Below are 26,024 nucleotides of genomic sequence, written 5' to 3'. Positions count from 1 at the left end.
TATCCTGCAATCTCAGCGATTGAACATGACCAAATGATCAAGATGAATGGTCAGACCTATGGCTTGACCTACCGAATGATCGTGATGCGAAGAAGCAAAGCAATAAACCACTTTGCCTGAGGCCAAACTCACACGATAAAGAAAATGTGAGCCTCGAAACCATTTACTCACTATGACCCCTACAAACTCACTATCATCATCATGCAGAATGTCATCTGGTCTGACCAGCAAATCCACTTCTGCTTGATCAGCAAACCCATGGTGCAAATTCCCTTGAATTCTGCCTAAATCGGAATGAACGCAATTAGGCCCACATACTGTCGCAGGTAAAAAATCCCCATGACCAATAAAGCTGGCGACAAAACGAGTTGCAGGTCGATGATAAATCTCATAGCAGGTGCCGGTTTGATGGATCTCGCCATCGGACATGACTGAGACTTGATCGGCCATGGCAAAGGCTTCCATTTGGTCATGCGTTACCAAAATCGCACTCATTTCTTCATGCAATAGAATACTGCGAATATCGGGTACTAATTCTTCCCTCAGCTTAGCGTCCAACCCTGAAAAGGGTTCGTCCAGCAACAACAATTTGGGTTTTGGTGCCATTGCCCGGGCCAATGCCACGCGCTGCTGCTGACCTCCAGAAAGAGAATGAGGATAACGAGACTGAAAACCCGCTAACCCCACCAGAGCTAATAATTCATCCACCCTCTCCAACGCTTGCGATTTAGACCAAGAGGTTAAACCAAAAGCAATGTTTTCACCCACCGTTAGATGTGGAAACAGGGCAATGTCTTGGAACACCATGCCTATTTGGCGACGTTCTGGCGGCACATTGATTTCAGCTGTCGAAATGACTTGCCCGGCTACTTCAATCTGCCCCGACATTAATGGCTCAAAACCTGCGATGGCACGCAATAAGGTCGACTTACCACAGCCACTTGGCCCCAACAAACAACCAATTTCCCCAGCGGCTAAATGAAAACTCGTTTGCGCTACGACTTGTTGGCCATCATAACCCACTGTCACATTTGAGAGCGTTAGATCAGATGCCATGTTTGAAGAAGATTGCTGAGTCATATAAAGGCCTACTTAGAAGATGCAACATCAGATGAAATAGAACGACTTAATAAAATAACAGGGACGAGGCTGACTAAGACGATCATTAAAGACGCTGGAGCGGCGTCAACCAAACGCTCATCTGAGGCTAATTCAAACGCTCGTACAGCCAGAGTATTAAAGTTAAACGGACGCAGAACTAAAGTGGCAGGAAGCTCTTTTAGCACATCGACAAAAACGATTAAAATCGCCGTCAAAATCGACCCTTTAAGCAATGGTAAATGAATTCGAGTTAATACCTTCCATGAGTTCATGCCTAAGGTTCGCGCCGACATGTCCATACTGGGTTTTATTTTCCCTAAACCATTCTGAACAGCCCCTAATGACACAGCCATAAAACGCACCGTATAAGCAAACAGAAGAGCAAACAAGGTTCCGGACAACAATAAGCCGACTTTTTGCCCAGTATAGTGTTTCACTAAATCAATAACCTGATGATCTAACCAAGCCAGTGGCACTAAGGTACCAATGGCAATAATGGTACCTGGAAGAGCATACCCCAAACCAGACAAACCCACTGACGCATTAACGGCTTGATGCCGGTACAAGCGTCCTGCGTAACTTAGCACTAAGGCCAAACTGACCAAAATTAACGCCGCTAATGCGGCAAGATAGAAGGAATTCCACGCTAATTGAAGGAAGCGATCGGCAATAAACTCGGCCTTAAACACCGTCCAATAAGCTAACACCAAGGCTGGCATCAAAAACCCTAGCAAGATAGGTAAGAGACAAAAGAGCAAAGCACAGACGCCTTGCCATTGGCCAAGTTGAATACGTCGACTACTGGCTTTTTTAATACCTGAATTATGATAACGAATACGATGTCTTGAATACCGCTCCAGCACAATTAACACCGTCACAAACAACAATAAGACACCCGCTAACTGAGATGCAGCGGCGACATCTCCAAAACCATAAAAGGTTCTTAGAATGCCAGTGGTAAAGGTGTTCACACTAAAATACTGTACCGTCCCATAGTCGGCTAACGTTTCCATCAGAGCCAAGGTTAGTCCAGTCACAATCGCAGGGCGAGCCAGTGGCAAAGCAAGCTTAAAAAAAGCTTGAGGACTGGAATAGCCTAAGGTGCGCGCTACTTCTAAAGTATTGGCAGATTGCTCCAAAAACGCCGCGCGACTCATCAAATACACATAAGGATACAAGACCAAAATCAGCATGATCATGGCGCCCCCTAGGGAGCGTATTTCAAAAAACCAATAGTCCCCATAATGCCAACCAGTCAGTTCTCGAATAAAGGTTTGAACCGGACCCGCAAAGTCCAATATACCTGTGTACGTATAAGCAATGATGTAGGCCGGAAATGCCATCGGCAGTAGTAAAGCCCAAGCCAAGAACTTACGCCCAGGAAAATGACACATGCTGGTTAACCAAGCGGCAGGCACACCGATACAGAGCACACCTATCCCGACGCCAACCATCAACAGCAAAGAATTATGAACGTATTCAATCAATACCGTTTGGTAAAGATGATGCCAAACCTGACCATCACCGATCACCACATTGACCAAAACCACCAAGATAGGCAAAGACAACAGCGCGGCGATGAACACCGCCGCGCTAGGTAAGAAAGTAAAATTTAATGTTTTAAACCAGTTCAATGACTCGTTACAACCTGTGATGAATTCTGTTCGAATAAGCCGTTATTTCCAGCCGCCTATGTCCATTAGTTCAACCGCTTGACGATTATTCTCACCCAATTTGCTTAACGACAAGGTATCGGCACGGAAAGTACCATAAGGTGCTAACATCTCAGGTGCGCCAATACCCTTTACAACAGGGTATTCATTATTCACATGAGCATACCATTCTTGCGCTGTTCGACTGGTTAAAAACTCAAGTAAACGTTTCGCATTTGCAATATTTGTCGCCGCTGACGTAAGTCCTGCGCCACTCACGTTAACATGAGCACCACGCTCACCTTTGCCTTGATTCGGCCAGAAAGGTTTTACTTTGGCATACACTTCTCGATCACTCGCCAAATCACTTTGCCCTAATCGACCATAGTAGTAAGTGTTTGCCAGTGTCACATCACACACTCCTGCCGCAACCGCTTTTAATAGATCCACATCACCACCAAAAGGAGGGCGTGCCAGATTTGCCATGAGACCTTTAATCCAGGTCTGAGTCTGTTCAGCACCATCCGCTTCGATCATAGATGCCACAAGGGACTGATTGTAAATATTAGCCGAAGAACGGACACAGATTCGACCTTTCCATTTGGCATCGACTAAGTCTTCATAGCGACTCAGTTCGCTTGGCGATACACTTTCTGGGTTGTAAAAAATAACGCGAGCACGTTGCGACAAGCCAAACCAATAGTTGTCTATATCTCTCAAGTGACTTGGAATATTGGCAGCAAGGACATCGCTTTGTAATGGCTGCAACACTCCCGCAGCTTTGGCTCGGTGCAATCGGCCAGCATCCACTGTAATAAAAATATCCGCAGGGCTGGCATCACCTTCAGCTCTTAGACGACTTAATAAAGCATCGGCCGAGCCTGTAATCAAATTGACAACCACATCATTCTGCTCAGAAAAAGTCTCTAGAATGGGGGCAATGAGTGACTCTTTTCGAGCCGAATAGATATTCACTTCACCTTGAGCATGAACACCCACAGGCATGAAAAACGAACATGAAAGCAGGACTAAACCCGCATGTTTGATATAAGAACCTAGCTTTATACGCTTTATCGAGCGCTGAGAAATTATCGCCATTATTCACCTTCCAAAACTTGAAAACATTTTCTCGTATCTCAGATACTTCCGTGCATCAAAGCAAAGAAAATAAGGCCTTTGTGGACTTGCTAAAAATTGAAAAAAGAAATTAGCACAAGCACAGCACAAACACTAGCGATTCTCATTCCATTGAGTGTGTGTTGTTTCGATGAAAAAAGCAGATTTACGCCAAAAGCTGGTTTAAGCCATCATCTATAATCAAGGCATCGTCCAACTCAAACAGGACACCTTCCCCCAAACCTGCACCCTTAGCTACGGCCATAGGAAATCCTTCCCTAACCAAATCAGAATCTCGCTCATTACGAATACAAGCATTTAAATAACAAGCAAGGTTGAGTACACAAGCTAGTGCTTGGGGTTCATCATTCGTAAACGGACGCTTATGTTGCTGTACCGCATCGCCCATAGCAACGGGAAACTTCCACATATCCATTAACGCCTTGCCAGCATCTTGCGTCGTAAACCCCAAGAGATCCTGCTCGGCTTTGACACGGCTGGCCTTGCGATTATTCACTAAGGACTGAACTTCAAGTGCAATGCCTGGCTGGGTAAGGTGCAGTAAAAGACGACCAATATTATGGACAATCCCTACGGTGAAAGCTTCGTCTTCATTCACCAATTCAGTTCTTTTCGCGACCCACTTTGCCAACTCAGCCACTCGAAAAGAATCGGCCCAGAATGCGGGTAAACTAATGCCTTCAACTTTCTCAACCGAACTTGAAAAACCAGATGCAATGACCAAGGTTTTTAATTTTGACATACCAAGCAAGACAGTCGCTTCATCAATAGAAGATATCTTTCGAGACAACCCAAAGTATGCAGAATTCACCATGCGCAGAATTTTCAGTGAAATGGTTTGATCATGAGCCACTCGTTGGCTTATGTCAGAATAATTAGCATCAGGGTCATTAAGCAGTTGAATGAGCTCACGAACCACGTCCGGTACATTAGGAAGTTTATCGGTTTGTTTTAAAAGCTCTTCTACACGCATATAAGGCGCCCTTTCAATAATCAAAAAACACAGTTAAGCAGGATAGGGTAGCCAAGCGTTTTTGCAACTGGAAATAAGTAGCGTTTTGAAAAGCGCGTATTCCATTTCGATCGACGTTAAGAAAAAGAAGACAGACCAGCAGCACGCGCCACAACTTTGTTTTTAAGCATTCGACTTCGATTAAACTGCTTCATTCCCATATTACGAATCCCCACCACCGCAGGATGATGACTTGCAAACAAGCGCTTGAAGGTTTCCATGCCAGCTGCCATGGCAATGTTGTCTAGCATGCGAGCACGCTGATAACGCCTTAATACTCTTAACGACCCTAGCGCTTCGCCGCGACGTTGCGCGTTGGACAATACCGCCACTAAAGCCTTAACATCACCAAAACCAAGGTTGGCTCCCTGACCAGCCAAGGGATGAATGGTATGAGCTGCATCACCGATCAATGCTAGACCCGCCTTTACATACTGTTTGGCATGACGCTGACGCAATGGAATCGCTTGGCGCTCTCGAGTCACCGAAAGAACATCAAATTTTCGGCTAATGGCATAATGTAAACGTTGGCAAAACGCTTCATCCGATAGCGCCATTAAGGCTTCAGCATCGCTAGGAGGAACGGACCAAACAATGGAAACATACTCTCTACCATCCACACTTGGCATGGGTAAAAACGCCAAAATACCCTCTTCTCCAAAACTTTGCCAAGCGGTATTTTGATGGCTTTGGGCAATCTCTATAGTGGCAACAATAGCAGTATGACCATAATCCCATTCGACCGTATCAAAGTCATTATCTTGTCTTAACTTAGACAAGGCCCCATCCGCCGCAATGATGGCCTGAGCATTCAACTGATGGCCTGAAGCCAAACTTGCCGTCACCCCAGTTTCATTTAGTTCATAGGTATCTAGCTGATCATCAAGATAAAGATCGACACTGGCATCGTCTTTAAGACGAGCCAATAGTTGGTCGTTTAAAACGGCGTTCTCAACCAAATGACCTAATTCCGGCATGTCGCTATTATGAGCATTAAAATCGACCATGCCTTCACCTACACCATCCCAAACCACCATGTTGTCATAAGAGGCCACTCGGTTTTTAGGGATATTTTGCCAGACCCCAGCCTCTTCCAATAATGCTTTAGATTGGCTGGAAATCGCACTGACTCGAGCATCGTAAGCGGGCGGTGTTGAAAGTGTGTATAACCCAGTGTGTTTATCCACAAGCGCGATTCGCAACGATGCCTTTGCTAGTAATACCGCGGATAAAGCACCAACCATGCCAGCACCGACAAGGATCAGATCATAGGATTTTGCCATCACACTTTCTCCAATTAACGAATGGAATGAGCCTCAGCCATTAATGCTTCGATCTCACTTATCTCTTTTGCTAAACCATGGGTCAACACATAAGGGCCAGATGCCGTGATCAACACATCGTCTTCAATACGAATACCAATACCACGCCACTTTGGGTCTACCTTTAAATTGTCTTCCGATACGTATAAGCCGGGTTCTATGGTCAAGACCATACCTTCTTCTAATGCTCGTGACTCGCCTGCCAGTTTATAAACGCCAAAATCATGTACATCTAACCCTAACCAGTGTCCCGTATTGTGCATGTAAAAGTCTCGGTATGCTTTGCTCTCGATCAGTGTATCCACCTCTCCTGATAATAACCCTAGCTGAACCAAGCCTGTGGTTAACGTCTTTACAGCAGCATTATGACAAGCTTCATAAGGGTTACCCACCGTCAGTTCTTTCATACCATCTTGATAAGCATCGAGCACCAACTGATATAGCGCCGCTTGCGGCTCACTGAATTTACCATTAGCCGGAAACGTTCGTGTGATATCTGACGCATAACATGACAACTCAGCACCCGCATCGATTAACACCAGATCACCGTCTTTAATGTCTTCGTCATTTTTAATGTAATGTAAAACACACGCATTTGAACCAGACGCAACAATGTTGTTATAGGCAGGCTGGCGCGCGCCAGATTTCATGAAGACATAATTAAGTTCGGCTTCTAACTGATATTCTTTCAGACCAGGTTTAACAGAGCGCATCGCTTGCTTATGAGCTTCAACACTAATTTGAGCGGCGGCTTCCATGATCGCAATCTCTTCTGCATCCTTACGCAAACGCATTTCCGCCACATAGTTTGTTACGTCCAGCAATTGCACAGGCGCTTGCGCTCCTAACCGAACACGCGCGGCCAAACCATCACGACACACAGCTAGCTGCTCACGTAACATTTGATCAGCAAAACAATATACCAGGCAGTCCGCGCCATCCAGCGCAGTCGATAGGGTGTCGTCCAGTGCCTCTAAGGCAAAGGCTTGTGTTGCGCCAAATTCTTGGATTGCCCCCTCAACACCATAACGAAAACCATCCCATTGCTCTTTTTCTGGGTCTTTGGGCAGACTGACCAGAGTCAAATCACCTTGACCCGAGATAATGGCGTACGCACTGGGCTCTGAAAACCCCGTCAAATAATAAAAACTACTATCAGGTCGAAATTCATAATCACAATCATTATTGCGCACCGCCAACTCGCCATTTCGAATGACCACAACACTGTTATCAGGCAAAGCTGCCATTAAACGTTCACGACGGAATTGATAGGTTTGCAAGGTGATTTTCATAGTGACCTCATTTCGTTTAAATCAAGTTGTCCATTAACTAGGTATTAGTGAAGTGCGTTTTGCTTCGAATGATCTGCATCCGGATTAATATCATGATGTTCAGAGTACATCATCATGGCCGACAAACGAACATACTCAACCAGTTCGGTCAAATCCGCTTCATTATCATTGTCATCTTCAAGGCTGCGCATTTCAGACTGCATTCCCGAGATGTTAGCGAAGTCTCGTAATATCTGTTTGGTTTCCTCTGACAAGTCTTTTTTCTGACCTGATAAACCATAACCTGCCAAGAAACCATGAGCCCATTGGGATAAGGTCACACCACGCTCACATAACTCGGCATCATCATCGGCAATGCTAGGAACAAGAGCATACTCACCGTTTTGAAATAAGGTTAAAGTCGCATTGTACAAATCAACAATGGCCACTCGACTGGCTTCTTCTTTCCAGCTATCAATATCACAAAACTCTACCACCATGGTGAGCCAATCTTCTAATGGCAAGGTCACCCCAGAGGCTAAATAACCGCATAGTTGACCATGCAACTCCGCTGGTGACGCTGTAATGGACTCCGACACAAACACATCCGCAATCAGATCAAAGTCCAATGCGTCTTTTAACATTTCTGTAGACATAGCCTGCCTCGTATAGTCTTTGCTTTGTTTAAAAAAAGAAGCCGCACCTATGACAGTGCGGCTTGGTCATTCAATCTACCGTATTTAGGCCAGTTGTTTCAAACCAGACTCTAACGTTTGTAAAATAAGCGTGTTAATTGTCATTGGGCCCACACCACCAGGTACAGGCGTATAGGCAGATACTCGGTCCGTAAGAGGGCCAAGCTCAATATCACCGACTCCGCCAGGGTGATAACCCGCATCAACAACAACGGCACCGTCTTTAATCCATTCTGCTTTAATGAATTCTGGCTTACCAACCGCGCCTACAATCACGTCTGCTTGCTTCACGAAATCAGCAAGGTTCTGTGTGCGTGAGTGACAAATGGTCACCGTTGCATTGGCATTCAACATCATCATGGCCATAGGCTTACCTAAAATGGGACTGCGACCAACCACGACCACATGTTTACCTTCTAAGTTCACATCGTATTCAGCCAAAAGACGCATAATGCCAGCTGGCGTGGCAGCCCCATAAGCAGGCTCTTGCATCGCCATACGACCAAAACCAAGACAAGTCACACCATCAACGTCTTTGTGTGCCGCAATCGCATCAAAACACAGACGCTCATCAATTTGTTCTGGTACCGGATGTTGCAACAAAATACCGTGCACATCAGGATTATCATTCAATTCATTAATCTTGCTTAGCAGCTGCTCAGTGGTTGTGGTTTCAGTAAGTTCAATGGCCATTGAGTCCATACCAACACGACGACAAGCGTTGCCTTTCATTTTTACATACGTCGCTGACGCAGGATCGGCACCGACAAGAATAGTTGCCAAAATCGGGGTGCCGCCAGTACGCTCTTTAAGCTCCGCCACTTGAGCTTGTAAGCGAGTTTCGGTTTCTTTGGCGCATAATTTGCCATCAAGAACCAATGATGTCATGAATGAACTCCAGTTTAATAAGGTGATGTTTGAGGGAGGCACATTGTACCTCAAGTTTGCTTTCGATGGGCAATCAATGGCTGGATTTGTTGAGCAAATTTATGTGTCGCTAAAGCGCTTCAAGATAATCTACTAGCAATTGCAAGTTACGCTGACCACGGAACTCATTGATATCCAGCTTGTATACCAATCGCACTTGAGTGGCTTTTTCATTCGGCCATTTATCCAGATCGACAAAGAAGCTAATCGCATCCAAAAGCAAGCCACTGTTTGGCTCTCGCACCATGAGTTTTAAATGTTTTTCACCGACAATACGCTGTTGTAAAACATCAAACACCCCATCAAAACAAGGCTCAGGAAACGCTTGCCCCCAAGGACCAGACTGTCTCACTAACTCAGCAAAACTTAGACTAAAATCCTCAGCGGCCAATTCACCATCTGTCATGACCCGCGCCTCTAATTGATCAGCCGTAACCCATTCTGCAATGATGGCATCAAATGCCAGTCGAAAAGCATCATAGTGAGACTCTTTAATAGACATGCCTGCTGCCATCGCATGGCCACCAAATTTGCTCAATAACTGAGGATAACGCTTCGCCAAAAGATCAAGGGCATCTCGGATATGGACGCCTGGAATCGAACGAGCCGAGCCCTTTAATTCATCCTCACCGACACGGGCAAAAGCAATTACGGGACGGTGACACTTCTCTTTCATGCGCGACGCCAAAATACCAATCACGCCTTGATGCCAATCCGCATCGTAGAAACACATGCCATGGGGCATGCTTTGTTCGTCGTCTAATAATGATTCAAGCAACAGCTCGGCCTGCTCTTTCATATCAGACTCAATGGCTTTTCGCTCACGATTAAATTGATCTAATTGCTGAGCATACTGTTGTGCTTGATGAGATTGAGTAGCCAACAAGCACTCAATGCCCACCGACATATCATCCAATCGACCAGCCGCATTCAACCTTGGCCCAACCACAAAACCAAGATCAGATGCTTTTAGCTGGCGGTAGTCACGACGGCCAACTTCCAACAAAGCCAAAATACCAGGACGGGCTAAACCGGCTTGAATTCGCTTAATGCCTTGCTGAACTAAGATGCGATTATTGTTATCCAACGGCACCACATCCGCCACCGTGCCAAGTGCCACCAAATCTAAAAAATCGGCCATTTTAGGTTCTGGAATATGTTGCTCAACAAACCAATTTCGTTGATTCAATTCTGCTCGCAATGCCGACATAACATAAAAAATCACCCCGACCCCAGCTAGATTTTTACTTAAAAACTGACAACTAGGGTGATTCGGGTTCACGATTGCATCAGCGTTTGGCAGTTGATCACCTGGCAAATGGTGATCGGTTACCACCACTTTCATGCCATGAGATTTTGCCGTTAAAACACCGTCGATACTGGCTATGCCATTATCAACCGTAACCAGTACATCAGGAGAATGTTGCTGCGCAACAGCAACAATTTCTGGCGTTAGTCCATAACCAAACTCAAACCGATTTGGAACCAAATAAGTTGGTGAAATCGCGCCCATGGCTTCCAACGCCAAAATACCCAAACTGGTACTGGTGGCACCGTCGGCATCAAAGTCACCGACAATCAGAATTTTGTCACCTGCCACAATAGCATCGGCTAAAATAGAGGCGGCTTTGGGCAAATCAAACAAGGCATTTGGTCTTAATAAATGAGGCAAGCGATAGTCAATTTGCTCCGAACTAAAGACCTCTCTCGCCATAAAAATACGCTGTAAACTGGCTGGCATACTGGTAGGAAATTGGCAAGGTGCCGACGGCACTAGACGACGCTCGATACGCATAAGTCACTCAAAGAAAATCACAGAGGCGCAAGAATAACACGAATTAATTTAAGGCAGGCAAAGACCGTCCAATTAGTCTCTACGAGTTTGGTTTCGACCAGCACGCTTGGCATTGTATAAATGACTGTCGGCTAAGGTGATCGCTTCACGCAAAGATACCGTATCATTCATGCTCGCGATACCAAAGCTCAAAGTAACGTGGAAACTTTGATCTAGATAATTGAATTCATAGTCTGCCACTAGATTACGGACGGACTCAGCGATTTCATACGCTTCATGATGAGAGCAATCAAATACGGCAAGAAGGAACTCCTCACCACCCCAACGTGACGATAAAGCGCCTTTAGGCAATCCAGCCCGCATTATTTGGGCAATTTTTTCCAGCGCATAATCCCCTGCATCATGACCATACTCATCGTTCACACGCTTAAAAAAGTCCACATCCGCCAACAATAAATGCGCCTGCTGCCGCTGCTCTAACTTTTGATAAATACCACGACGGTTCAATAAATTCGTCAACATGTCAGTATAGGCAACCAACTTTAACTTCGCCGAAGTGGTCTTTAATTCATCATTAAAGCGAGACATAGAGAATTCATAAATACCAGATAAAAACACCACAACAGCAAAGGAAAATAGGATTCGTGATTTTAATGAGGGGTGATAACCAAACTCGGAAAAGTGATTATCGGTATAAAACATCAGAATACTTAACAGCAAGGTAAAGATTGCCAGTTCAATCAGTCCCTTCTTTAAGCCATGCAAAAACAACGCAACGGCCGGTACACAATATAGCCACACATGCCCAGTGCCATTCACGCCTCCGGTGTAAATCAGGTAGAGCATTAGGGCGTATAGGGGATAAATAACAAAGTTACCAGACACAACGTGACGGTGGGTACGCCTAAGATAAATATGGTTCGCAGAATACAAAAAGGTAACACCTATCAATACTGAACCTAACAGTAACTTACCTTGAAAAAACGAAGCGATGCCCAAGGGACAAGTAAAGAGTATGCCAACACTAGCAAACAGATTAATGATCAACACCCGACGAACATCATCCGATGACAACACCGACACATCGCCTACATAAAAGCGAGTAATACTATTAAGTTTTGCCTTTAAACCTGTTGGTCGCTCTAAAACGGTTGGATCTTTCTCTGGCATGTCGTAACCCTGACTTATTACCCTTAACCCTGTTAAGGTTATTTAAGAAAGATATTACCCTAAAGGCACAAACACCTCTTCTTAAAAAGCACTTTAGTTACAAATAACAACAATTGAACGGGGTTAAGTAGAATGTTGATGGAAGTTATGAGATTAAGCAGGATATAAGCGAGACAAGAGAACGGGCACGACGGTTTCTACTTTCAAAATTCGGTCTCCCAAATGCACACTCGACATCCCCGCTTCTAACCACTTGGTGACTTCAAATTCATTCCACCCCCCTTCTGGCCCCAAAGCCAATACACAGGGCTCCTGCAAATCAATTGGGCATGCTTTGGCTTGATAAGGATGAGCCAACAAGCCCAATTTTCCTCGCAAAATATCCGGTAATTGATCTTCTACAAAAGGTCGAAATCTTGGCACCATAGTGTAATTTGGTATAATAGTATCTTTCGCCTGCTCTAACCCTTCTAGTAACGTCTGATGAATCGACTCTGGCTGTAATACAGGACTTTGCCAATAACTTTTTTCCACTTTAGCAGAGTGAATCAAATACAGTTCTTTAACCCCCATGGCTGTAATATTGTGCAAAGTACGCTTCAGCATATTAGGTCGAGGCAGCGCCATCACCAATACTATAGGTAACGCTTTAGGGGGCGTTTGGGTTAGTTGCAAGGAATGAATATGGGCAGGGAGATCCGCACTTGCGGTTTGAAACACACCTTCACCCAAATTTCCGCCCAATAGACCCACTCGCAATATATCGCCCGATGTTGCTTTAATCACATGATTAATATGTGATTGCTGACGTTCCGTCAATGCATAACGCCCTTCAGACAAGCTTAAGGAAGGCTCTATTAAAATCAGATTCATATACTAAAAGTTAAGGCTAAGAGATAGGATGAAAGATCGCGGCCAAAACTTGGCCGCGATGACAATGTCATAAATGAGACGACCCGTATTAAATACGCTCAGCAACAAAAGACTGCACTTGTGTCAGTTCATTGTCTAACACCGAATAAGACTCTTCACGTTCAAACAAATCTTTCATGTGCTCAGGCAAGTTTGGTAGGTCACAACCTGCTTTTTCCACGGCTTCTGGGAATTTCACCGGATGCGCTGTTGCCAAGGTGATCATAGGAACAGACTTGTCTTTCCAACATTGACGCGCCGCTTCAAGTCCGATTGCTGTATGAGGATCAAGCAAGTATTGCGCACTATCATGCACCTCAGTAATCACCTCACAAGTTCGCTTATCGTCCACTTTATAACTGTCAAAATTCTCTTTCACGAAAGACCATGCTTGATCATTCAATGACACATCACCTTTGTTAAAACGCGCCATTAGATCATCAATTTCAGCCCCATTACGTCCATGAGCATCAAACAACAAACGCTCGAAATTACTAGAAACCATGATATCCATACTAGGGGACAAGGTTACATTCAAGGCTTGGCGACTCATGTCGTTTTCGGCAATCACACGGTGCAAAATATCATTTTGGTTAGTGGCGACCACTAGTTGATCTACTGGCAGGCCCATTTTCTTCGCCAGATAACCGGCAAAAATGTCCCCAAAGTTACCTGTTGGGACCGAAAACGAGACATTACGATGAGGCCCACCAACCGCTAAAGCAGAAGAGAAGTAGTAAACGATCTGAGCCATAATACGCGCCCAGTTGATGGAGTTCACAGCACCGAGTTTAGCGCCTTTCAAGAAGGATTGATCTGCAAAACTGGATTTCACCATCCCCTGACAATCATCAAAATTCCCTTTAACCGCCACATTGAAAACATTGTCATCAATCACGGTCGTCATTTGACGACGCTGAACTTCTGATACTCGCTGATATGGGTGCAAGATAAAGATGCTTAAGTGCTCTGAATGGCGACAACCTTCAATGGCTGCCGAACCTGTATCACCAGAGGTTGCACCCATAATGACCAGCTTTTCGTTGCGCTTTGCCAATACATAATCCATCAAGCGGCCTAGCAACTGTAATGCAAAGTCTTTAAAGGCTAAGGTTGGACCACGGAATAGCTCCAACACCCATTCGTTATTCCCCACCTGCACCATAGGCGCAATGGATTCATGATTAAAACCAGCGTAAGCCTCTTCAATCATCGACTTAAATTCCTCGGCAGGAATGTCTCCCTCAACAAAAGGCCACATTACTTTAAAAGCCAATTCCTGATAGCTGAGGCTAGCCCAAGAGGCAATTTCATCTTTACTGTAATGAGGCAAAGTCTCTGGCACATATAAACCGCCATCATTTGCTAGACCAGCTAATAGCACATCACCAAATGAAAGGGCTGGTGCTTTTCCACGAGTTGAAATGTATTTCATAAAATTCTCTCTTACGCCAAGTTTTCGACACGAATACGCTGAACAACACCAGCAACATCCGGCAAGGCTTCAATGGCTGCAATGGCCGCATTCATATTGCGTTCTTTAACGTCATGGGTCATGACGACCAAAGGTACAAGATCGCTTCCTTCTCGCTCACGCTGAATGAGGGATTCGATACTAATGCCATTATTGGACAAGATTTGTGTAATGTTTGCCAGCACACCGGCACGATCTTGAATCGTCATATTTAGGAAGAAACCACATTCAATTTCTTCCACAGGTAAAACCTCAACATCTGACAAAGCATCTGCCTGAAACGCCAAATGCGGTACACGATTGGTAGGATCTGCCGTCAGAGTACGCGCCACATCAATGACATCCGCCACCACGGAAGACCCTGTTGGTAATGCTCCCGCACCCGCTCCATATGTCAATGTCGGACCAACAGCATCGCCTTGCACCATAATCGCATTCATCACCCCATTCACATTAGCCAACAAGTGTTTATGAGCAATTAAGGTTGGGTGAACTCGAAGCTCTATACCCTGTTTAGTACGGCGAGCAATGCCCAAATGTTTAACCGCATACCCAAGTTCATCCGCAAAAGCGACATCTTCAGCAGTGATTCGGCTAATACCTTCGGTATAAGTCTTTTCAAACTGCAATGGAATACCAAAGGCAATGGACGCCAAAATGGTCAGTTTATGGGCTGCATCGATGCCTTCTACATCAAAAGTAGGATCGGCTTCGGCGTAACCTAACGCCTGAGCTTCCGCAAGAACATCATCAAAGTTGCGCTGTTTCTCGCTCATTTCAGTCAAAATGAAATTACCAGTCCCATTGATGATGCCAGCCAACCAATCAATGCGATTTGCAGAAAGGCCTTCACGCACGGCTTTGATGATTGGAATACCACCTGCAACAGCCGCTTCAAAAGCAACAATGACACCTTTTTCCTGCGCTTTAGCAAAAATGTCATTGCCGTGTTCTGCAATCAAGGCTTTGTTGGCCGTTACCACATGCTTGCCATTCTCAAGAGCCGTCATGACCAACTCTTTTGCCACACCAGTGCCACCAATCAATTCAAGAACAATATCAATCTCTGGATTGTTAACCACGTCGAAAATATCACGGGTCACGTTAATACCTGCGGTATCACATGTATCATTGTCACGACGAGCACCCACTTGCTCAATAACAATGCTACGTCCAACGCGTCGTGTGATTTCTTCTGCATTTTTCAGAAGAATATTAAAACTACCGGATCCTACTGTCCCCAGCCCACAAATTCCGACTTTTACCGGTTCCAAAACGTTACCCCACAGAGATGATTTAATTATTTGTTATTTCGTCACTAAAAAACGCTTTATTATAACGTCTGAACCACATAAACCCAACGAAGAAAAGGCTGAAGTAGTCTCATGTTAAGTGGAATATTTTGCAATATGCCTATAACCCTAGCTTACTGGCCAACTCTTGCGGAGGCAGATAGCCTGGCATAAACACCCCTTCTTTCGAAATAATGCTCGGCGTACCTCGTACACCCAAAGACACTCCAAGTTGATATTGCTCAGCCACCGGATTAACACACTTATTCTCTGGCACCTCTGCCCCCATTTTAGCTTCAGTTATCCACTTTTTAGGATCATCAGAACACCAGATACTAACCATTTTACGATAAGCTAAAGAACCAATACCGGCTCTTGGGTAGGCTAAATAACGCACCGTAATTCCCATCTCATTTAAAATTGGTACATCGTTATGCAGCATCCGGCAATAACCACAGTCGACATCCGTAAAGACAGTAATATGAGTTTTTTCATTATCTGCCTTAAACACCACCATGTCAGACTCAGGCAAGGATTCCAACTTAGCAAGTTTGGCCTGTTCAGTCTCATTCACTAAACCATCAGCCGCCACTCGATATAAATCACCTACAACGAAATATTGAGCATTTTTAGTGACATAAAGCGTTGGCCCACCCTTTACTTCCGCCTTATACATTCCAGCTTGTTCATGCCACTCTATCGAGCCAATAGTATATTGAGGTAACGCTGTCTGTAGTGATTGACGAACTTGATCTTGGTCGGCAAAAGATGAAGTAAAAGGAAGCATTAGTCCAAACGTACAAAGTGTACGGACCAAGAAAGAAAAGATGTGTTTCATGAAAACCTCAAAGACAAATGAATAGTCTCTATTAGGCCATACGAAAGGGAGTTAGTTCCACAAAAAAGGCGACTTACGTCGCCTTTTTAAGGAAGAAAAATTAGCGTTTAGCCAACTTCTCTTTAATACGTGCAGATTTACCAGAACGCTCGCGTAGGTAGTAGATCTTAGCTTGACGCACGTCACCGCGGCGTTTCACTTCAACACTCTCAACCAATGGGCTGTAAGTTTGGAAAGCACGCTCAACACCAACACCGCTCGAAATTTTACGAACAGTAAATGCTGAGTTTAGACCACGGTTACGCTTAGAGATTACAACACCTTCATAGGCCTGTAGACGCTCGCGTGAACCTTCTTTAACTTTAACTTGAACGACAACAGTATCACCAGGACCAAATGCTGGGATTTCTTTTGTCATCTGTTCAGCTTCTAATTGCTGAATCAGTTTAGTTTTATTACTCATGGATGTGACTCCTAATAATATGGTTTCTTATCAGTTCGAAGGTTCTTCTATCTGATAAGCTCGCAATTCCTACTCTGCCGAGGTTGAATCTTCAGTTTCGCGAATAAACTCTTCTAACAACTTCTGCTGTTCCTTGTCCAACTCAAGGTTCTGCAAAAGGTCTGGCCGGCGTTGCCAAGTTCTTCCGAGCTTCTGCTTTAATCGCCAGCGCCTTATCTCCTCATGGTTGCCGCTAAGTAGTACCGGTGGCACAGGCTCACCGTTAAGCACTTCAGGGCGAGTATAATGCGGACAATCCAACAAGCCATCAGCAAACGAATCTTCTTCTGCTGAAGCCTGCTTTCCTAATACTCCTGGCACCATCCGAAAGACAGAATCCATAAGCACCATAGCCGGCAACTCACCACCACTTAGGACAAAATCACCGATCGACCATTCTTCATCAATCTCAGATTGAATCAAACGCTCATCGACGCCTTCATAACGACCTGCTACCAGAATAAATTCTGCTTGTTTAGCAAGCTGTTGCACACCTTCTTGCGTCAGTGTACGCCCTTGAGGGGATAAAAAAATAACTTTTGCGTTGGGCACTTTTTGCTTAGCGCACTCAATCGCATCTTTGAGAGGTTGAACTTTCATCAACATCCCAGGACCACCACCATAAGGTCGGTCATCCACAGTCTTATGTTTATCCTGAGTAAAATCGCGGGGATTAATGTAATCCACCTCAACCAACCCAGATTTAATGGCTCTGCCCGTTACACCGTACTGGGTAATGGCTTGAAACATTTCCGGAAAGAGCGATATAACGCTTACCTTCACGTGATAACCTCAGCTTATTAGTTAAAATTCCGGATCCCAATCGACGACCATTTCCTTCTGTTCCAAATCAATGTTTAGAACATAAGTCTCTGGCACGTAAGGAATCAGGCGTTCTTCACGATCAAAACTGCCTTCACACGCACGGACAACCACAACATCATTCGCACCGGTTTCCATAAGTTGAGAAACCTTCCCTAAGAGGACACCCTCTTTGGTAATTACCCTCAGATCCTCTAGCTGACTCCAGTAATAATCACCGTCATCTAGCTCAGGAAGATCCTGCGCATCAATGTAAATATCCAAACCACAAATATCTTTAACTTGATCTCTGTCGTTATAGCCATTCACCGATGCCACCAAACCTCGCCCTTGCAAGCGACCTTGGCTTAACTCTACGGTTTTCCACCCACTTGGGGTTTTCAACCACCAATGCTTGTAATCAAAGATTCCCTGCATTGGCTCGGTGTGTGAATACAACTTCACCCACCCTTTAACACCATAAACAGATGTAATGCGTCCAACCACAAGGGCTTGCTCAGGAGCGGCCGCTTGCTTTAATTTAGACATAACACTACCTCTGTATTAAGCGTTTTTGCTAGCTTCTTTAACAAGCTGAGCAGCACGGTCAGATAGCTGAGCGCCTTGGCTAACCCAGTGATTTACACGATCTAAATCAACGCGCAAACGTTCTTCTTGACCACGAGCAACAGGATTAAAGAAACCCAAGCGCTCGATATAACGACCATCACGAGCACGACGGCTATCAGCCACGTTCAAGTGATAGAATGGGCGCTTCTTAGAGCCACCACGAGAAAGACGAATAGTTACCATATGATTGGTTCCTTATTGCTTAACGAAACACCTCTTGCCGAGTCGACTTTTGACTCATACTACAAGAAGGCGGCATATTCTAGTCGATAAACTAGAAAAACGAAAGGGCGAATTGCTCGCCCTTTCAATTAAATCGGCACTTTTTTTGCTAATGCCAATAAAAACAACCAAATAGTGCTACAGCTTAGGAAATCCACCGCCACCAGGAAGGCCACCAGGCATCATACCACCCAGTCCGCGCATCATTTTTTTCATGCCGCCTTTGCTGCTGAATTTCTTCATCATTTTTTGCATCTGTTTATGCTGTTTCAATAATCGATTCAGATCTTGGATTTGCAAGCCAGCCCCAGTAGAAATACGTTTCTTACGGGAACCATTTATCACATCCGGATTACGACGTTCCGCTGGTGTCATGGAATTGATTAATGCCTCCATACGCACAAACATCTTGTCGTCCACTTGATCTTGAATATTACCCAACTGCCCCATGCCCGGTAGCTTATCCAACATAGAACTCATTCCGCCCATGTTTTTCATTTGCTGAAGCTGTTCTTTAAAGTCTTCTAAATCAAAACCTTTGCCTTTCTTTAACTTTCCAGCAAGTTTTTCGGCTTTGTCTTTATCTATCTTCTGCTCAGCCTCCTCGATCAAGGACAACATGTCGCCCATGCCTAGAATACGAGATGCCAGACGATCTGGATGGAAAGGCTCTAAGGCATCGGTTTTTTCCCCCACACCCAAAAACTTAATCGGTTTGCCGGTGATATGACGCACAGATAAAGCCGCACCACCACGAGCATCACCATCTGTTTTCGTCAGAACGACACCAGTCAGTGGTAATACATCACCAAATGCCTTAGCTGTATTCGCGGCATCTTGACCCGTCATGGCATCCACGACAAACAAGGTCTCAATTGGATTGATCGCTTCATGGAGCGATTTAATCTCAGCCATCATGGCTTCATCAATCGCCAAACGACCTGCAGTATCGACAATGACAACGTCTTTATGAGCTTTCTTAGCGTAATCAATCGCATTATTCACAATGTCGATTGGTTTTTGCGTCAGATCACTGGGGATAAAATCCACATCGATTTCACTTGCCAAAGTTTCCAACTGTTTAATCGCCGCTGGGCGATAAACGTCGGCACTGACAACAGAAACTGATTTCTTCTCACGTTCCTTTAAATACTTTGCCAGTTTTGCAGTCGAAGTAGTTTTACCCGCCCCTTGCAAACCCGCCATCAAAATCACCGCAGGACGAGCAACACGAAGGTTCAAACCATCATTGGCCTGACCCATGACCGTTTCCAGTTCCTGCTTAACGATCTTTAAGAAAACCTGTCCAGGACTCAAACTTTTCGAGACTTCCGTACCAACGGCCCGCTCTTTTACGGCCGCGATAAAGTCTTTGACAACAGGAAGCGCCACATCGGCTTCTAACAACGCCATGCGCACTTCACGCAACACATCTTTAATATTGTCTTCGGTTAATTTGGCTCTTCCTCGAATTCGGTCAAGGGAGGAAGTTAAGCGTTCTGATAAATTGTCGAACATATTGCCCTCAAATTTGGCTCAAAAATGGAAAAAAACTGACACTATCAGTTTATCCAAGGTGAAATTGGTTTTATTATAACGGATAAATGATTATCACCCTATACCTTTACTAAGCGGACATCCTAGTTCATGACTCAAATATCGCTTTGGTTAGCTTGCACTGCCTGCTTAATTGCTGGTGCGGTTTACTTTTTTCGCCCAAACAACCGCTTCACACAGCTGATTGGCGCACTTGCCGTTGCGACACACACCTTCTCATTGATGCAATTATTGCTTAACCGCGATGGCTTCAATTTTTTAACCATTGGTTTATTAATCGCCTTAATTGGCAACACCTTGCTGTGGTTTAGCAATCGTGACAAAGATTTGTCTCTATTAATCGGGACGGCATTCCCTCTTAGTGCCATTATTTTAGCACTCAACGCCATCGAACCTTGGGATTTGAAGCAACTTCACAGCAATTCATGGGGTACCAGCGCTCACATCATCATCGCCTCTGTCGCATACAGTCTATTCGCTACGGCTTGTGGTGTCGGCATTTTACTGGCAATGCAAGAATATCAGCTTAAACACCACAAACTTAAACAACTGCTACGGGTCCCACCACTACAGGTATTAGAAAGCCTGATGTTTGAATTCATTTGGGCCGCTTTTATTTTACTGACCATCACCATACTGACTGGCTTCTACTTTATAGAAGATATGTTTGCCCAACATCTAGTACATAAAACCTTTTTTACCATAGCCTCTTGGTTTGTATTCGCAGGACTGCTACTTGGTCGACATATAGCAGGCTGGCGTGGGCAATTAGCCGTCAAACTAACCCTTAGCGGCTTCTTCTTATTAATGCTTGGTTACTTTGGTAGTCGTATCGCGTTGCAAATCCTATTGCAATAATGGCTGAATTCACAAAGTATGTTTGACAGTCGGTTCGTAAGAACTAATAATTCCATAATCTAAATTATTGAGGCGATCCCTTTTTGAACGAAGCACCCTTAGGCGTTCTTGGTGGCATACTTTTTTGTCTAATTTTATTATCCGCATTCTTCTCCAGCTCTGAAACAGGCATGCTGTCGATTAATAAGTATCGACTCAAGCATCTGGTCAAAAATAAGAATCGCTCAGCCACAAAAGTACAAACCCTACTCGAACGCCCAGATCGACTCATTGGCGTCATCCTGATTGGGAATAACTTTGTTAACATATTGGCATCTGCTATTGCGACCATTATTGCTGTTCGCATTTGGGGAGACGCTGGTGTTGCCATCGCCACAGCAGTATTAACACTTGTTATACTAATCTTTGCTGAGGTCACACCAAAAACCCTCGCCGCCATCCACCCTGAAAAAATTGCCTTTCCTGCCTCTTGGGTACTTGGCATTTTACTTAAAGCGCTTTACCCATTAGTAGTCTTGGTAAATGCGTTGTCAAACGGCCTACTTAGACTCATCGGTGTGCAAGCTCATCATAGCAATCAAGACACCTTAGACTCAGAAGAATTGAGAACCGTGGTTAATGAAGCCAGTGGCCTGATCCCAGCGGCTCACCAAGACATGCTGATCTCTATCCTAGATTTGGAAAAAGTCTCTGTAGAAGACATCATGATTCCACGCAATGAAGTCGTCGGCATCGACATTGAAGACTCTATTGAAGAGATCATTGAGCAAATCTGTCAAACCCGTCACACTCGCATGCCCGTCTACAATGGTGAAATTAACAAGGTCATTGGCATTCTGCATGCTCGCCACGCAGCCATGTTCTTACGCGATCCAACACCATCCAAAGCCGCATTACTAAAAGCCACAGTTGAACCTTACTTTATTCCAGAAAGCACTTCGCTCAACACGGTTCTACTTAACTTTCAGAAAGACCATCAACAGATGGGGATCGTGGTCGACGAATACGGTGATGTTCAAGGTATAGCAGCATTAGAAGACGTTCTTGAAGAAATCGTTGGTGAGTTCACCCCACCGACTCAAGACGAAGAAGAAGAAATTCAAACACTGGATGATGGATCATTCCGCATCGAAGGCTCCACTCACATTCGAGAGATCAATAAAGCGCTTGAGTGGCACTTACCAACAGACGGACCAAAAACCCTAAACGGTTTGATCATAGAAACACTTGAGTTTATCCCTGAGCACCCTATCAGCCTTTGGGTAGACCATTACCAAATTGAAATCCAAGAAATCGAAGACAAGGTTGTGAAATTCGCCAAACTTCAATTAAAGCGGTAAAGGATACGTCATGAGATACTGCCCCAAATGTGGTCACCAAGTTGAGATGGCCATCCCACAAGGTGATAACCGCACACGAGCAGTTTGTCCGAATTGCGCTCACATTGATTATGACAACCCGAGACTGATCACAGGCACCATTCCTCTTTATCAAGGCAAAATTCTCCTATGCCGTCGCAACATTGAGCCACAATTTGGATTTTGGACCTTACCAGCCGGCTTCATGGAAAATCAAGAAACCACCAGTGAAGGCGCCCTTCGCGAGACATTAGAAGAATCCGGGTCTGTGGCCAAATGTCAGCAAGCCTTCAGCATGATCAGCATCCCCAGAATCAATCAGGTGCATCTTTTCTATATTGCCGAACTGGAAAAAGACGACTTCCACCCAACAGAAGAAAGCTCTGAAGTGGCTCTCTTCGATTTAAAAGACATTCCATGGGAGGAATTGGCTTTTAGCAGCGTGACGAAAACACTGGAATGTTTTATTGAGGATCACAAAAAAGGACAATACGGTTTTCACGAAGACGTCATACTGTTTAACTCTGTCCCAGATTAAACAGACGCCTCAAGATTCAATTCGATTCAAATGATAAGCCACCTCTTCATAGGGATGCGCTAAACGCAAAGCGGCCACTACTGCTTCTTTGTATTCATAAAGCATGACCATCTCCACCCGATATTCTTCTACTAGCTCAACCTGTCCAACCTCACCAATAAATGGCTGAGCGCCTGATACAGGTCGAAATTGCCCTTGCCCTAAGGTTTGCCAGCAGCAAGCCTCATAGGCTCCAACTCGACCTGCGCCCGCCTCAAACACCGCTGACTTTACCTGCTCTAAATGACTCGCGGGCACATAGAATACGAGTGAATACATAACCCTCCCTTTGTATTTACTACTTTTACGTATCTAACCATTATTGATCAATTATTTGACTATCCAGCCATCAAATAAGCGGCATCTGCTCGTGACTTTCAGGCAATAAAATTTGTTTCGTCGACACCGCACCATTCGCCACCAATTTATCATCCAACCAAGAAGCTAAAGTAGGTGCCGCAATGTTATCGGATGAATGCACAAATACACTTGGCTGCAACCCTTGCCCCAACCAGTCTTTCAACTTAGTCGCCCATTGATCCAACCAAAAATGATTCGTTTCTAAATCAGGATGACCAACGTATCGCACAACAGGATGACTTGCTGTCGCAATGGGATGACAAGGCACTCTTGGCTTTTTCTGCTGGGCCTCTTGTAGACTCTCATTATACGCATCAGTCGAAAATACTGGTCGAGAGTCCATGACGACTTTATTTACCTGACACTCAAATAAGGCCTGTAATAACACTGTTTCATGCTTGTCTTTATCAAAAAAATCCAAATGGCGAACTTCAACACTCAACGGGGCATCAAGCTGCCACGCGTTAAGTAATATCAATAACTTAGATAAATACTTGGCATCTAAACGCCCCGGCAGCTGTAGCATGGTAGCCCCTAACTTGCTTTTCAGTGGCGACAATTTAGTTTGAAAGTCTTGCCAGTCTCGTAAAATATCTTCTATTGGTCGTTGATGTAACTGATGGGATATTTGCTGAGGTACTTTAAAACTAAAACGAAAGTGGTCACCAACTTGTTGATACCATCTCATTAACTGCTGATCAGAAACTGGCGCATAGAAGGTACTACCAACTTCTACCGAGTTAAAGACGTTAGAATACTCAACGAGTCGCTCGCTTGATGGAAGTTGAGAAGAATACAGCCAATCCACCCAAGCCGGATGCTGCCATTGCGCCATACCATAATATAGAGTCATATTTTAACTGGCCGGTACTCTACCTGATCAATCAAATACAGTTTTTCGCCCTCAGCACGACGAATCATCACTTCATCCCCTTCCTGTTTTTTTAGCAAAGCCTTAGCGACAGGAGAATCCATACTAATGTAGTCAGAGTGGTGGTCCAGTTCATCCGGCCCAACAATACGAAAACATTCTTGTTTACCCTCGTCATCTTCCAAGGTCACCCAAGCGCCAAAAAAGACCCTATCTTGATTATCTGGAATTCTATCGACCACAGTACAATGATCTAAACGCTTTTCCAGATAACGCACTCGACGATCAATTTCACGCAGCTGTTTTTTTCCATAAATATATTCTGCATTTTCCGACCTATCCCCTTGAGCTGCTGCCTCACGAACAGACTCAGTCACTGCTGGACGCTTTTCTTTCCAAAGGTACTTGAGCTCCGCTAATAATGTTTGCGAACCTTCATAGGTAATATAATTTGATTTAGGTGGAGTAGGAGGTCGATAACGACTCATATAAAAGCCTCAAATGGATAAGGAAGGTACGAACAAGTTCACTGGCTACGGCAAGGTGCTCCTCGGCAACCACTCCTGGGTTGCACTACTACACCACATCCTTGTGGTTATGCGTTGCTCTAATCCCCTACATCCATGTAGGGGTCAGCGTGGGAATAACGCTCTTTTATTCGAGGCAAGTTTCGCCCTCCAATATCAGTATATTAGCAACAAGCTTAACAAAGAATAAAGAGAGCTTAGCCCGCGCCCTTCGTGTCTTTCAGAAGGCTTATTCGGACCTACCATAACAACAGCCATAAAAAATGCCGCTAAGTAAAAGTACTTAGCGGCATTTTAATCTTAATTGGTAAAAAAATTAAGATTCTTGTTTGTGCAAATGAACGTCCATTTGTGGGTAAGGAATACCAACACCACGCTCATCAAAAGCATATTTGATTTTTTCTAACAAATCCGCACGCACTGTCCAATAATCTGCCGATGCCACCCAAGGACGTAGATTAAAGTTCACTGAGCTGTCAGCCAGTTCCGCGACAGCAATCACACAGACAGGGTCTTTTAGAATACGCTCATCAGCTTCTACGATCTCTTCCATAATCTGCTTTGCCAAGCGAATGTCCGCATCATAACTAATACCAACCACTAGATCCAAACGACGAGTCGATTCACGAGAAAAATTCACAATAGCACCGTTCATTATCGCTGAATTAGGTACGATAATGACTCGATTGTCAGGTGTTATAAGATACGTATGAAACAGCTCGATACGATTTACTGTTCCCATTTGACCACCAGCATCCACAAAATCGCCAGAACGGAATGGACGCAACAAAATAATCAACACGCCAGAGGCAAAGTTCGACAAGGAACCTTGCAAAGCCAAACCAACAGCAAGACCTGCAGCACCAAGAATGGCGATAAAAGAGGTTGTTTCAACGCCAATTTGCCCCAACGCCATCAACACAACACCAGCAAACATCAAAGCATATAAAATGCTTGAGGCAAAACCCGCTACCGCTTTGTCCACGGAAGATTTCAATAAACGCTTTTCACACCAACCCGAAATCTTTGCCGCAATAAATTTACCCACAAAGAAAATAATCAAACCAATGGCTAAGCTCATTGCACTGTCCATTAACCAAGGCATCCACTCGGCACCTTGATCAAATACCGCCTGTATATCATTCATAATCCAAACCCTATCC

Annotated in this window: 26 protein-coding genes; 3 read left to right on the top strand and 23 right to left on the bottom strand. The window is 44.6% G+C overall.

Going from position 1 to position 26,024, the window contains the following annotated elements:
- Nucleotides 1–12: 12 nt before the first annotated feature.
- The 19 genes from MAR181_RS03110 to ffh all read right to left on the bottom strand — a co-directional run bounded on the left by MAR181_RS03110 (nucleotide 13) and on the right by ffh (nucleotide 20,271).
- Entirely contained in the window at nucleotides 13–1,080 is a 1,068-nt protein-coding gene (locus tag MAR181_RS03110) for an ABC transporter ATP-binding protein (RefSeq protein ID WP_013795152.1), read from the bottom strand.
- Nucleotides 1,081–1,088: 8 nt separating this feature from the next.
- On the bottom strand, nucleotides 1,089–2,735 hold the full coding sequence (locus MAR181_RS03105; RefSeq protein WP_013795151.1) for an ABC transporter permease: 1,647 nt from the start codon (nucleotides 2,733–2,735) through the stop codon (nucleotides 1,089–1,091).
- 42 nt (nucleotides 2,736–2,777) lie between these two features.
- A complete protein-coding gene (locus MAR181_RS03100) occupies nucleotides 2,778–3,851 on the bottom strand; it encodes a Fe(3+) ABC transporter substrate-binding protein (RefSeq protein ID WP_013795150.1) in 1,074 nt (357 codons plus the stop codon).
- Between the two features lie 184 nt (nucleotides 3,852–4,035).
- Nucleotides 4,036–4,863 (bottom strand): HDOD domain-containing protein, encoded by an 828-nt coding sequence (locus MAR181_RS03095; protein ID WP_013795149.1) that lies wholly within the window; start codon nucleotides 4,861–4,863, stop codon nucleotides 4,036–4,038.
- A 116-nt stretch (nucleotides 4,864–4,979) separates the two neighbouring features.
- Nucleotides 4,980–6,185 (bottom strand): UbiH/UbiF/VisC/COQ6 family ubiquinone biosynthesis hydroxylase, encoded by a 1,206-nt coding sequence (locus MAR181_RS03090; protein ID WP_013795148.1) that lies wholly within the window; start codon nucleotides 6,183–6,185, stop codon nucleotides 4,980–4,982.
- 14 nt (nucleotides 6,186–6,199) lie between these two features.
- Nucleotides 6,200–7,516, bottom strand: a complete 1,317-nt coding sequence (locus tag MAR181_RS03085) for an aminopeptidase P N-terminal domain-containing protein (RefSeq protein ID WP_013795147.1) — start codon at nucleotides 7,514–7,516, stop codon at nucleotides 6,200–6,202.
- Nucleotides 7,517–7,560: 44 nt separating this feature from the next.
- On the bottom strand, nucleotides 7,561–8,151 hold the full coding sequence (locus MAR181_RS03080) for a UPF0149 family protein (RefSeq protein WP_013795146.1): 591 nt from the start codon (nucleotides 8,149–8,151) through the stop codon (nucleotides 7,561–7,563).
- 84 nt (nucleotides 8,152–8,235) lie between these two features.
- Nucleotides 8,236–9,078 (bottom strand): bifunctional methylenetetrahydrofolate dehydrogenase/methenyltetrahydrofolate cyclohydrolase FolD, encoded by an 843-nt coding sequence (gene folD / locus MAR181_RS03075; protein WP_013795145.1) that lies wholly within the window; start codon nucleotides 9,076–9,078, stop codon nucleotides 8,236–8,238.
- A 109-nt stretch (nucleotides 9,079–9,187) separates the two neighbouring features.
- On the bottom strand, nucleotides 9,188–10,912 hold the full coding sequence (gene recJ, locus MAR181_RS03070) for a single-stranded-DNA-specific exonuclease RecJ (RefSeq protein ID WP_013795144.1): 1,725 nt from the start codon (nucleotides 10,910–10,912) through the stop codon (nucleotides 9,188–9,190).
- 72 nt (nucleotides 10,913–10,984) lie between these two features.
- Nucleotides 10,985–12,082 carry a GGDEF domain-containing protein gene (locus MAR181_RS03065; protein WP_013795143.1) on the bottom strand — a complete coding sequence of 366 codons (1,098 nt, stop codon included), beginning with the start codon at nucleotides 12,080–12,082 and terminating at the stop codon, nucleotides 10,985–10,987.
- 153 nt (nucleotides 12,083–12,235) lie between these two features.
- Complete coding sequence (locus MAR181_RS03060; RefSeq protein ID WP_013795142.1) at nucleotides 12,236–12,955, bottom strand: 16S rRNA (uracil(1498)-N(3))-methyltransferase; 720 nt, start codon at nucleotides 12,953–12,955, stop codon at nucleotides 12,236–12,238.
- An 88-nt stretch (nucleotides 12,956–13,043) separates the two neighbouring features.
- A complete protein-coding gene (gene thrC / locus MAR181_RS03055; RefSeq protein WP_013795141.1) occupies nucleotides 13,044–14,429 on the bottom strand; it encodes a threonine synthase in 1,386 nt (461 codons plus the stop codon).
- Between the two features lie 11 nt (nucleotides 14,430–14,440).
- Nucleotides 14,441–15,742, bottom strand: a complete 1,302-nt coding sequence (locus MAR181_RS03050; protein ID WP_013795140.1) for a homoserine dehydrogenase — start codon at nucleotides 15,740–15,742, stop codon at nucleotides 14,441–14,443.
- Nucleotides 15,743–15,881: 139 nt separating this feature from the next.
- On the bottom strand, nucleotides 15,882–16,598 hold the full coding sequence (locus MAR181_RS03045) for a thioredoxin fold domain-containing protein (protein WP_013795139.1): 717 nt from the start codon (nucleotides 16,596–16,598) through the stop codon (nucleotides 15,882–15,884).
- A 100-nt stretch (nucleotides 16,599–16,698) separates the two neighbouring features.
- Nucleotides 16,699–17,061: a 50S ribosomal protein L19 gene (rplS, locus tag MAR181_RS03040; RefSeq protein WP_013795138.1), complete on the bottom strand. Its 363-nt coding sequence runs from the start codon at nucleotides 17,059–17,061 to the stop codon at nucleotides 16,699–16,701.
- Between the two features lie 69 nt (nucleotides 17,062–17,130).
- Nucleotides 17,131–17,883, bottom strand: coding sequence for a tRNA (guanosine(37)-N1)-methyltransferase TrmD (gene trmD, locus MAR181_RS03035; RefSeq protein WP_013795137.1), 753 nt, complete (start codon nucleotides 17,881–17,883; stop codon nucleotides 17,131–17,133).
- Nucleotides 17,884–17,904: 21 nt separating this feature from the next.
- Nucleotides 17,905–18,450 (bottom strand): ribosome maturation factor RimM, encoded by a 546-nt coding sequence (gene rimM, locus MAR181_RS03030; protein ID WP_013795136.1) that lies wholly within the window; start codon nucleotides 18,448–18,450, stop codon nucleotides 17,905–17,907.
- Between the two features lie 15 nt (nucleotides 18,451–18,465).
- Nucleotides 18,466–18,714, bottom strand: coding sequence for a 30S ribosomal protein S16 (gene rpsP, locus MAR181_RS03025; RefSeq protein ID WP_013795135.1), 249 nt, complete (start codon nucleotides 18,712–18,714; stop codon nucleotides 18,466–18,468).
- A 177-nt stretch (nucleotides 18,715–18,891) separates the two neighbouring features.
- Complete coding sequence (gene ffh / locus MAR181_RS03020) at nucleotides 18,892–20,271, bottom strand: signal recognition particle protein (RefSeq protein ID WP_013795134.1); 1,380 nt, start codon at nucleotides 20,269–20,271, stop codon at nucleotides 18,892–18,894.
- A gap of 129 nt (nucleotides 20,272–20,400) precedes the next feature.
- Here ffh and MAR181_RS03015 point away from each other — a divergent pair, with 129 nt between their 5' ends.
- The 3 genes from MAR181_RS03015 (at nucleotide 20,401) to MAR181_RS03005 (ending at nucleotide 23,064) form a co-directional block, all read left to right on the top strand.
- On the top strand, nucleotides 20,401–21,168 hold the full coding sequence (locus MAR181_RS03015) for a cytochrome C assembly family protein (protein WP_013795133.1): 768 nt from the start codon (nucleotides 20,401–20,403) through the stop codon (nucleotides 21,166–21,168).
- Nucleotides 21,169–21,251: 83 nt separating this feature from the next.
- Nucleotides 21,252–22,508: an HlyC/CorC family transporter gene (locus MAR181_RS03010; protein ID WP_013795132.1), complete on the top strand. Its 1,257-nt coding sequence runs from the start codon at nucleotides 21,252–21,254 to the stop codon at nucleotides 22,506–22,508.
- 10 nt (nucleotides 22,509–22,518) lie between these two features.
- Entirely contained in the window at nucleotides 22,519–23,064 is a 546-nt protein-coding gene (locus MAR181_RS03005; RefSeq protein ID WP_013795131.1) for an NUDIX hydrolase, read from the top strand.
- A 9-nt stretch (nucleotides 23,065–23,073) separates the two neighbouring features.
- Here MAR181_RS03005 and MAR181_RS03000 read toward each other — a convergent pair whose 3' ends face one another.
- The 4 genes from MAR181_RS03000 to MAR181_RS02980 form a co-directional block, all read right to left on the bottom strand.
- Entirely contained in the window at nucleotides 23,074–23,382 is a 309-nt protein-coding gene (locus MAR181_RS03000; protein WP_013795130.1) for a YqfO family protein, read from the bottom strand.
- Nucleotides 23,383–23,452: 70 nt separating this feature from the next.
- Nucleotides 23,453–24,316: a DUF72 domain-containing protein gene (locus MAR181_RS02995; RefSeq protein WP_013795129.1), complete on the bottom strand. Its 864-nt coding sequence runs from the start codon at nucleotides 24,314–24,316 to the stop codon at nucleotides 23,453–23,455.
- Nucleotides 24,313–24,822: a transcription elongation factor GreB gene (gene greB, locus MAR181_RS02990; protein WP_013795128.1), complete on the bottom strand. Its 510-nt coding sequence runs from the start codon at nucleotides 24,820–24,822 to the stop codon at nucleotides 24,313–24,315. The genes MAR181_RS02995 and greB overlap by 4 nt, the downstream gene beginning before the upstream one ends.
- A 355-nt stretch (nucleotides 24,823–25,177) precedes the next feature.
- Nucleotides 25,178–26,008: a mechanosensitive ion channel family protein gene (locus tag MAR181_RS02980; protein ID WP_013795127.1), complete on the bottom strand. Its 831-nt coding sequence runs from the start codon at nucleotides 26,006–26,008 to the stop codon at nucleotides 25,178–25,180.
- Nucleotides 26,009–26,024 lie beyond the last annotated feature (16 nt).

It is taken from the genome of Marinomonas posidonica IVIA-Po-181 (assembly GCF_000214215.1).
In the GTDB taxonomy this organism is placed as follows: domain Bacteria; phylum Pseudomonadota; class Gammaproteobacteria; order Pseudomonadales; family Marinomonadaceae; genus Marinomonas; species Marinomonas posidonica.
Note: the sequence above shows the minus strand (reverse complement) of the source record. Positions and strands in the feature narration are given on the sequence as shown.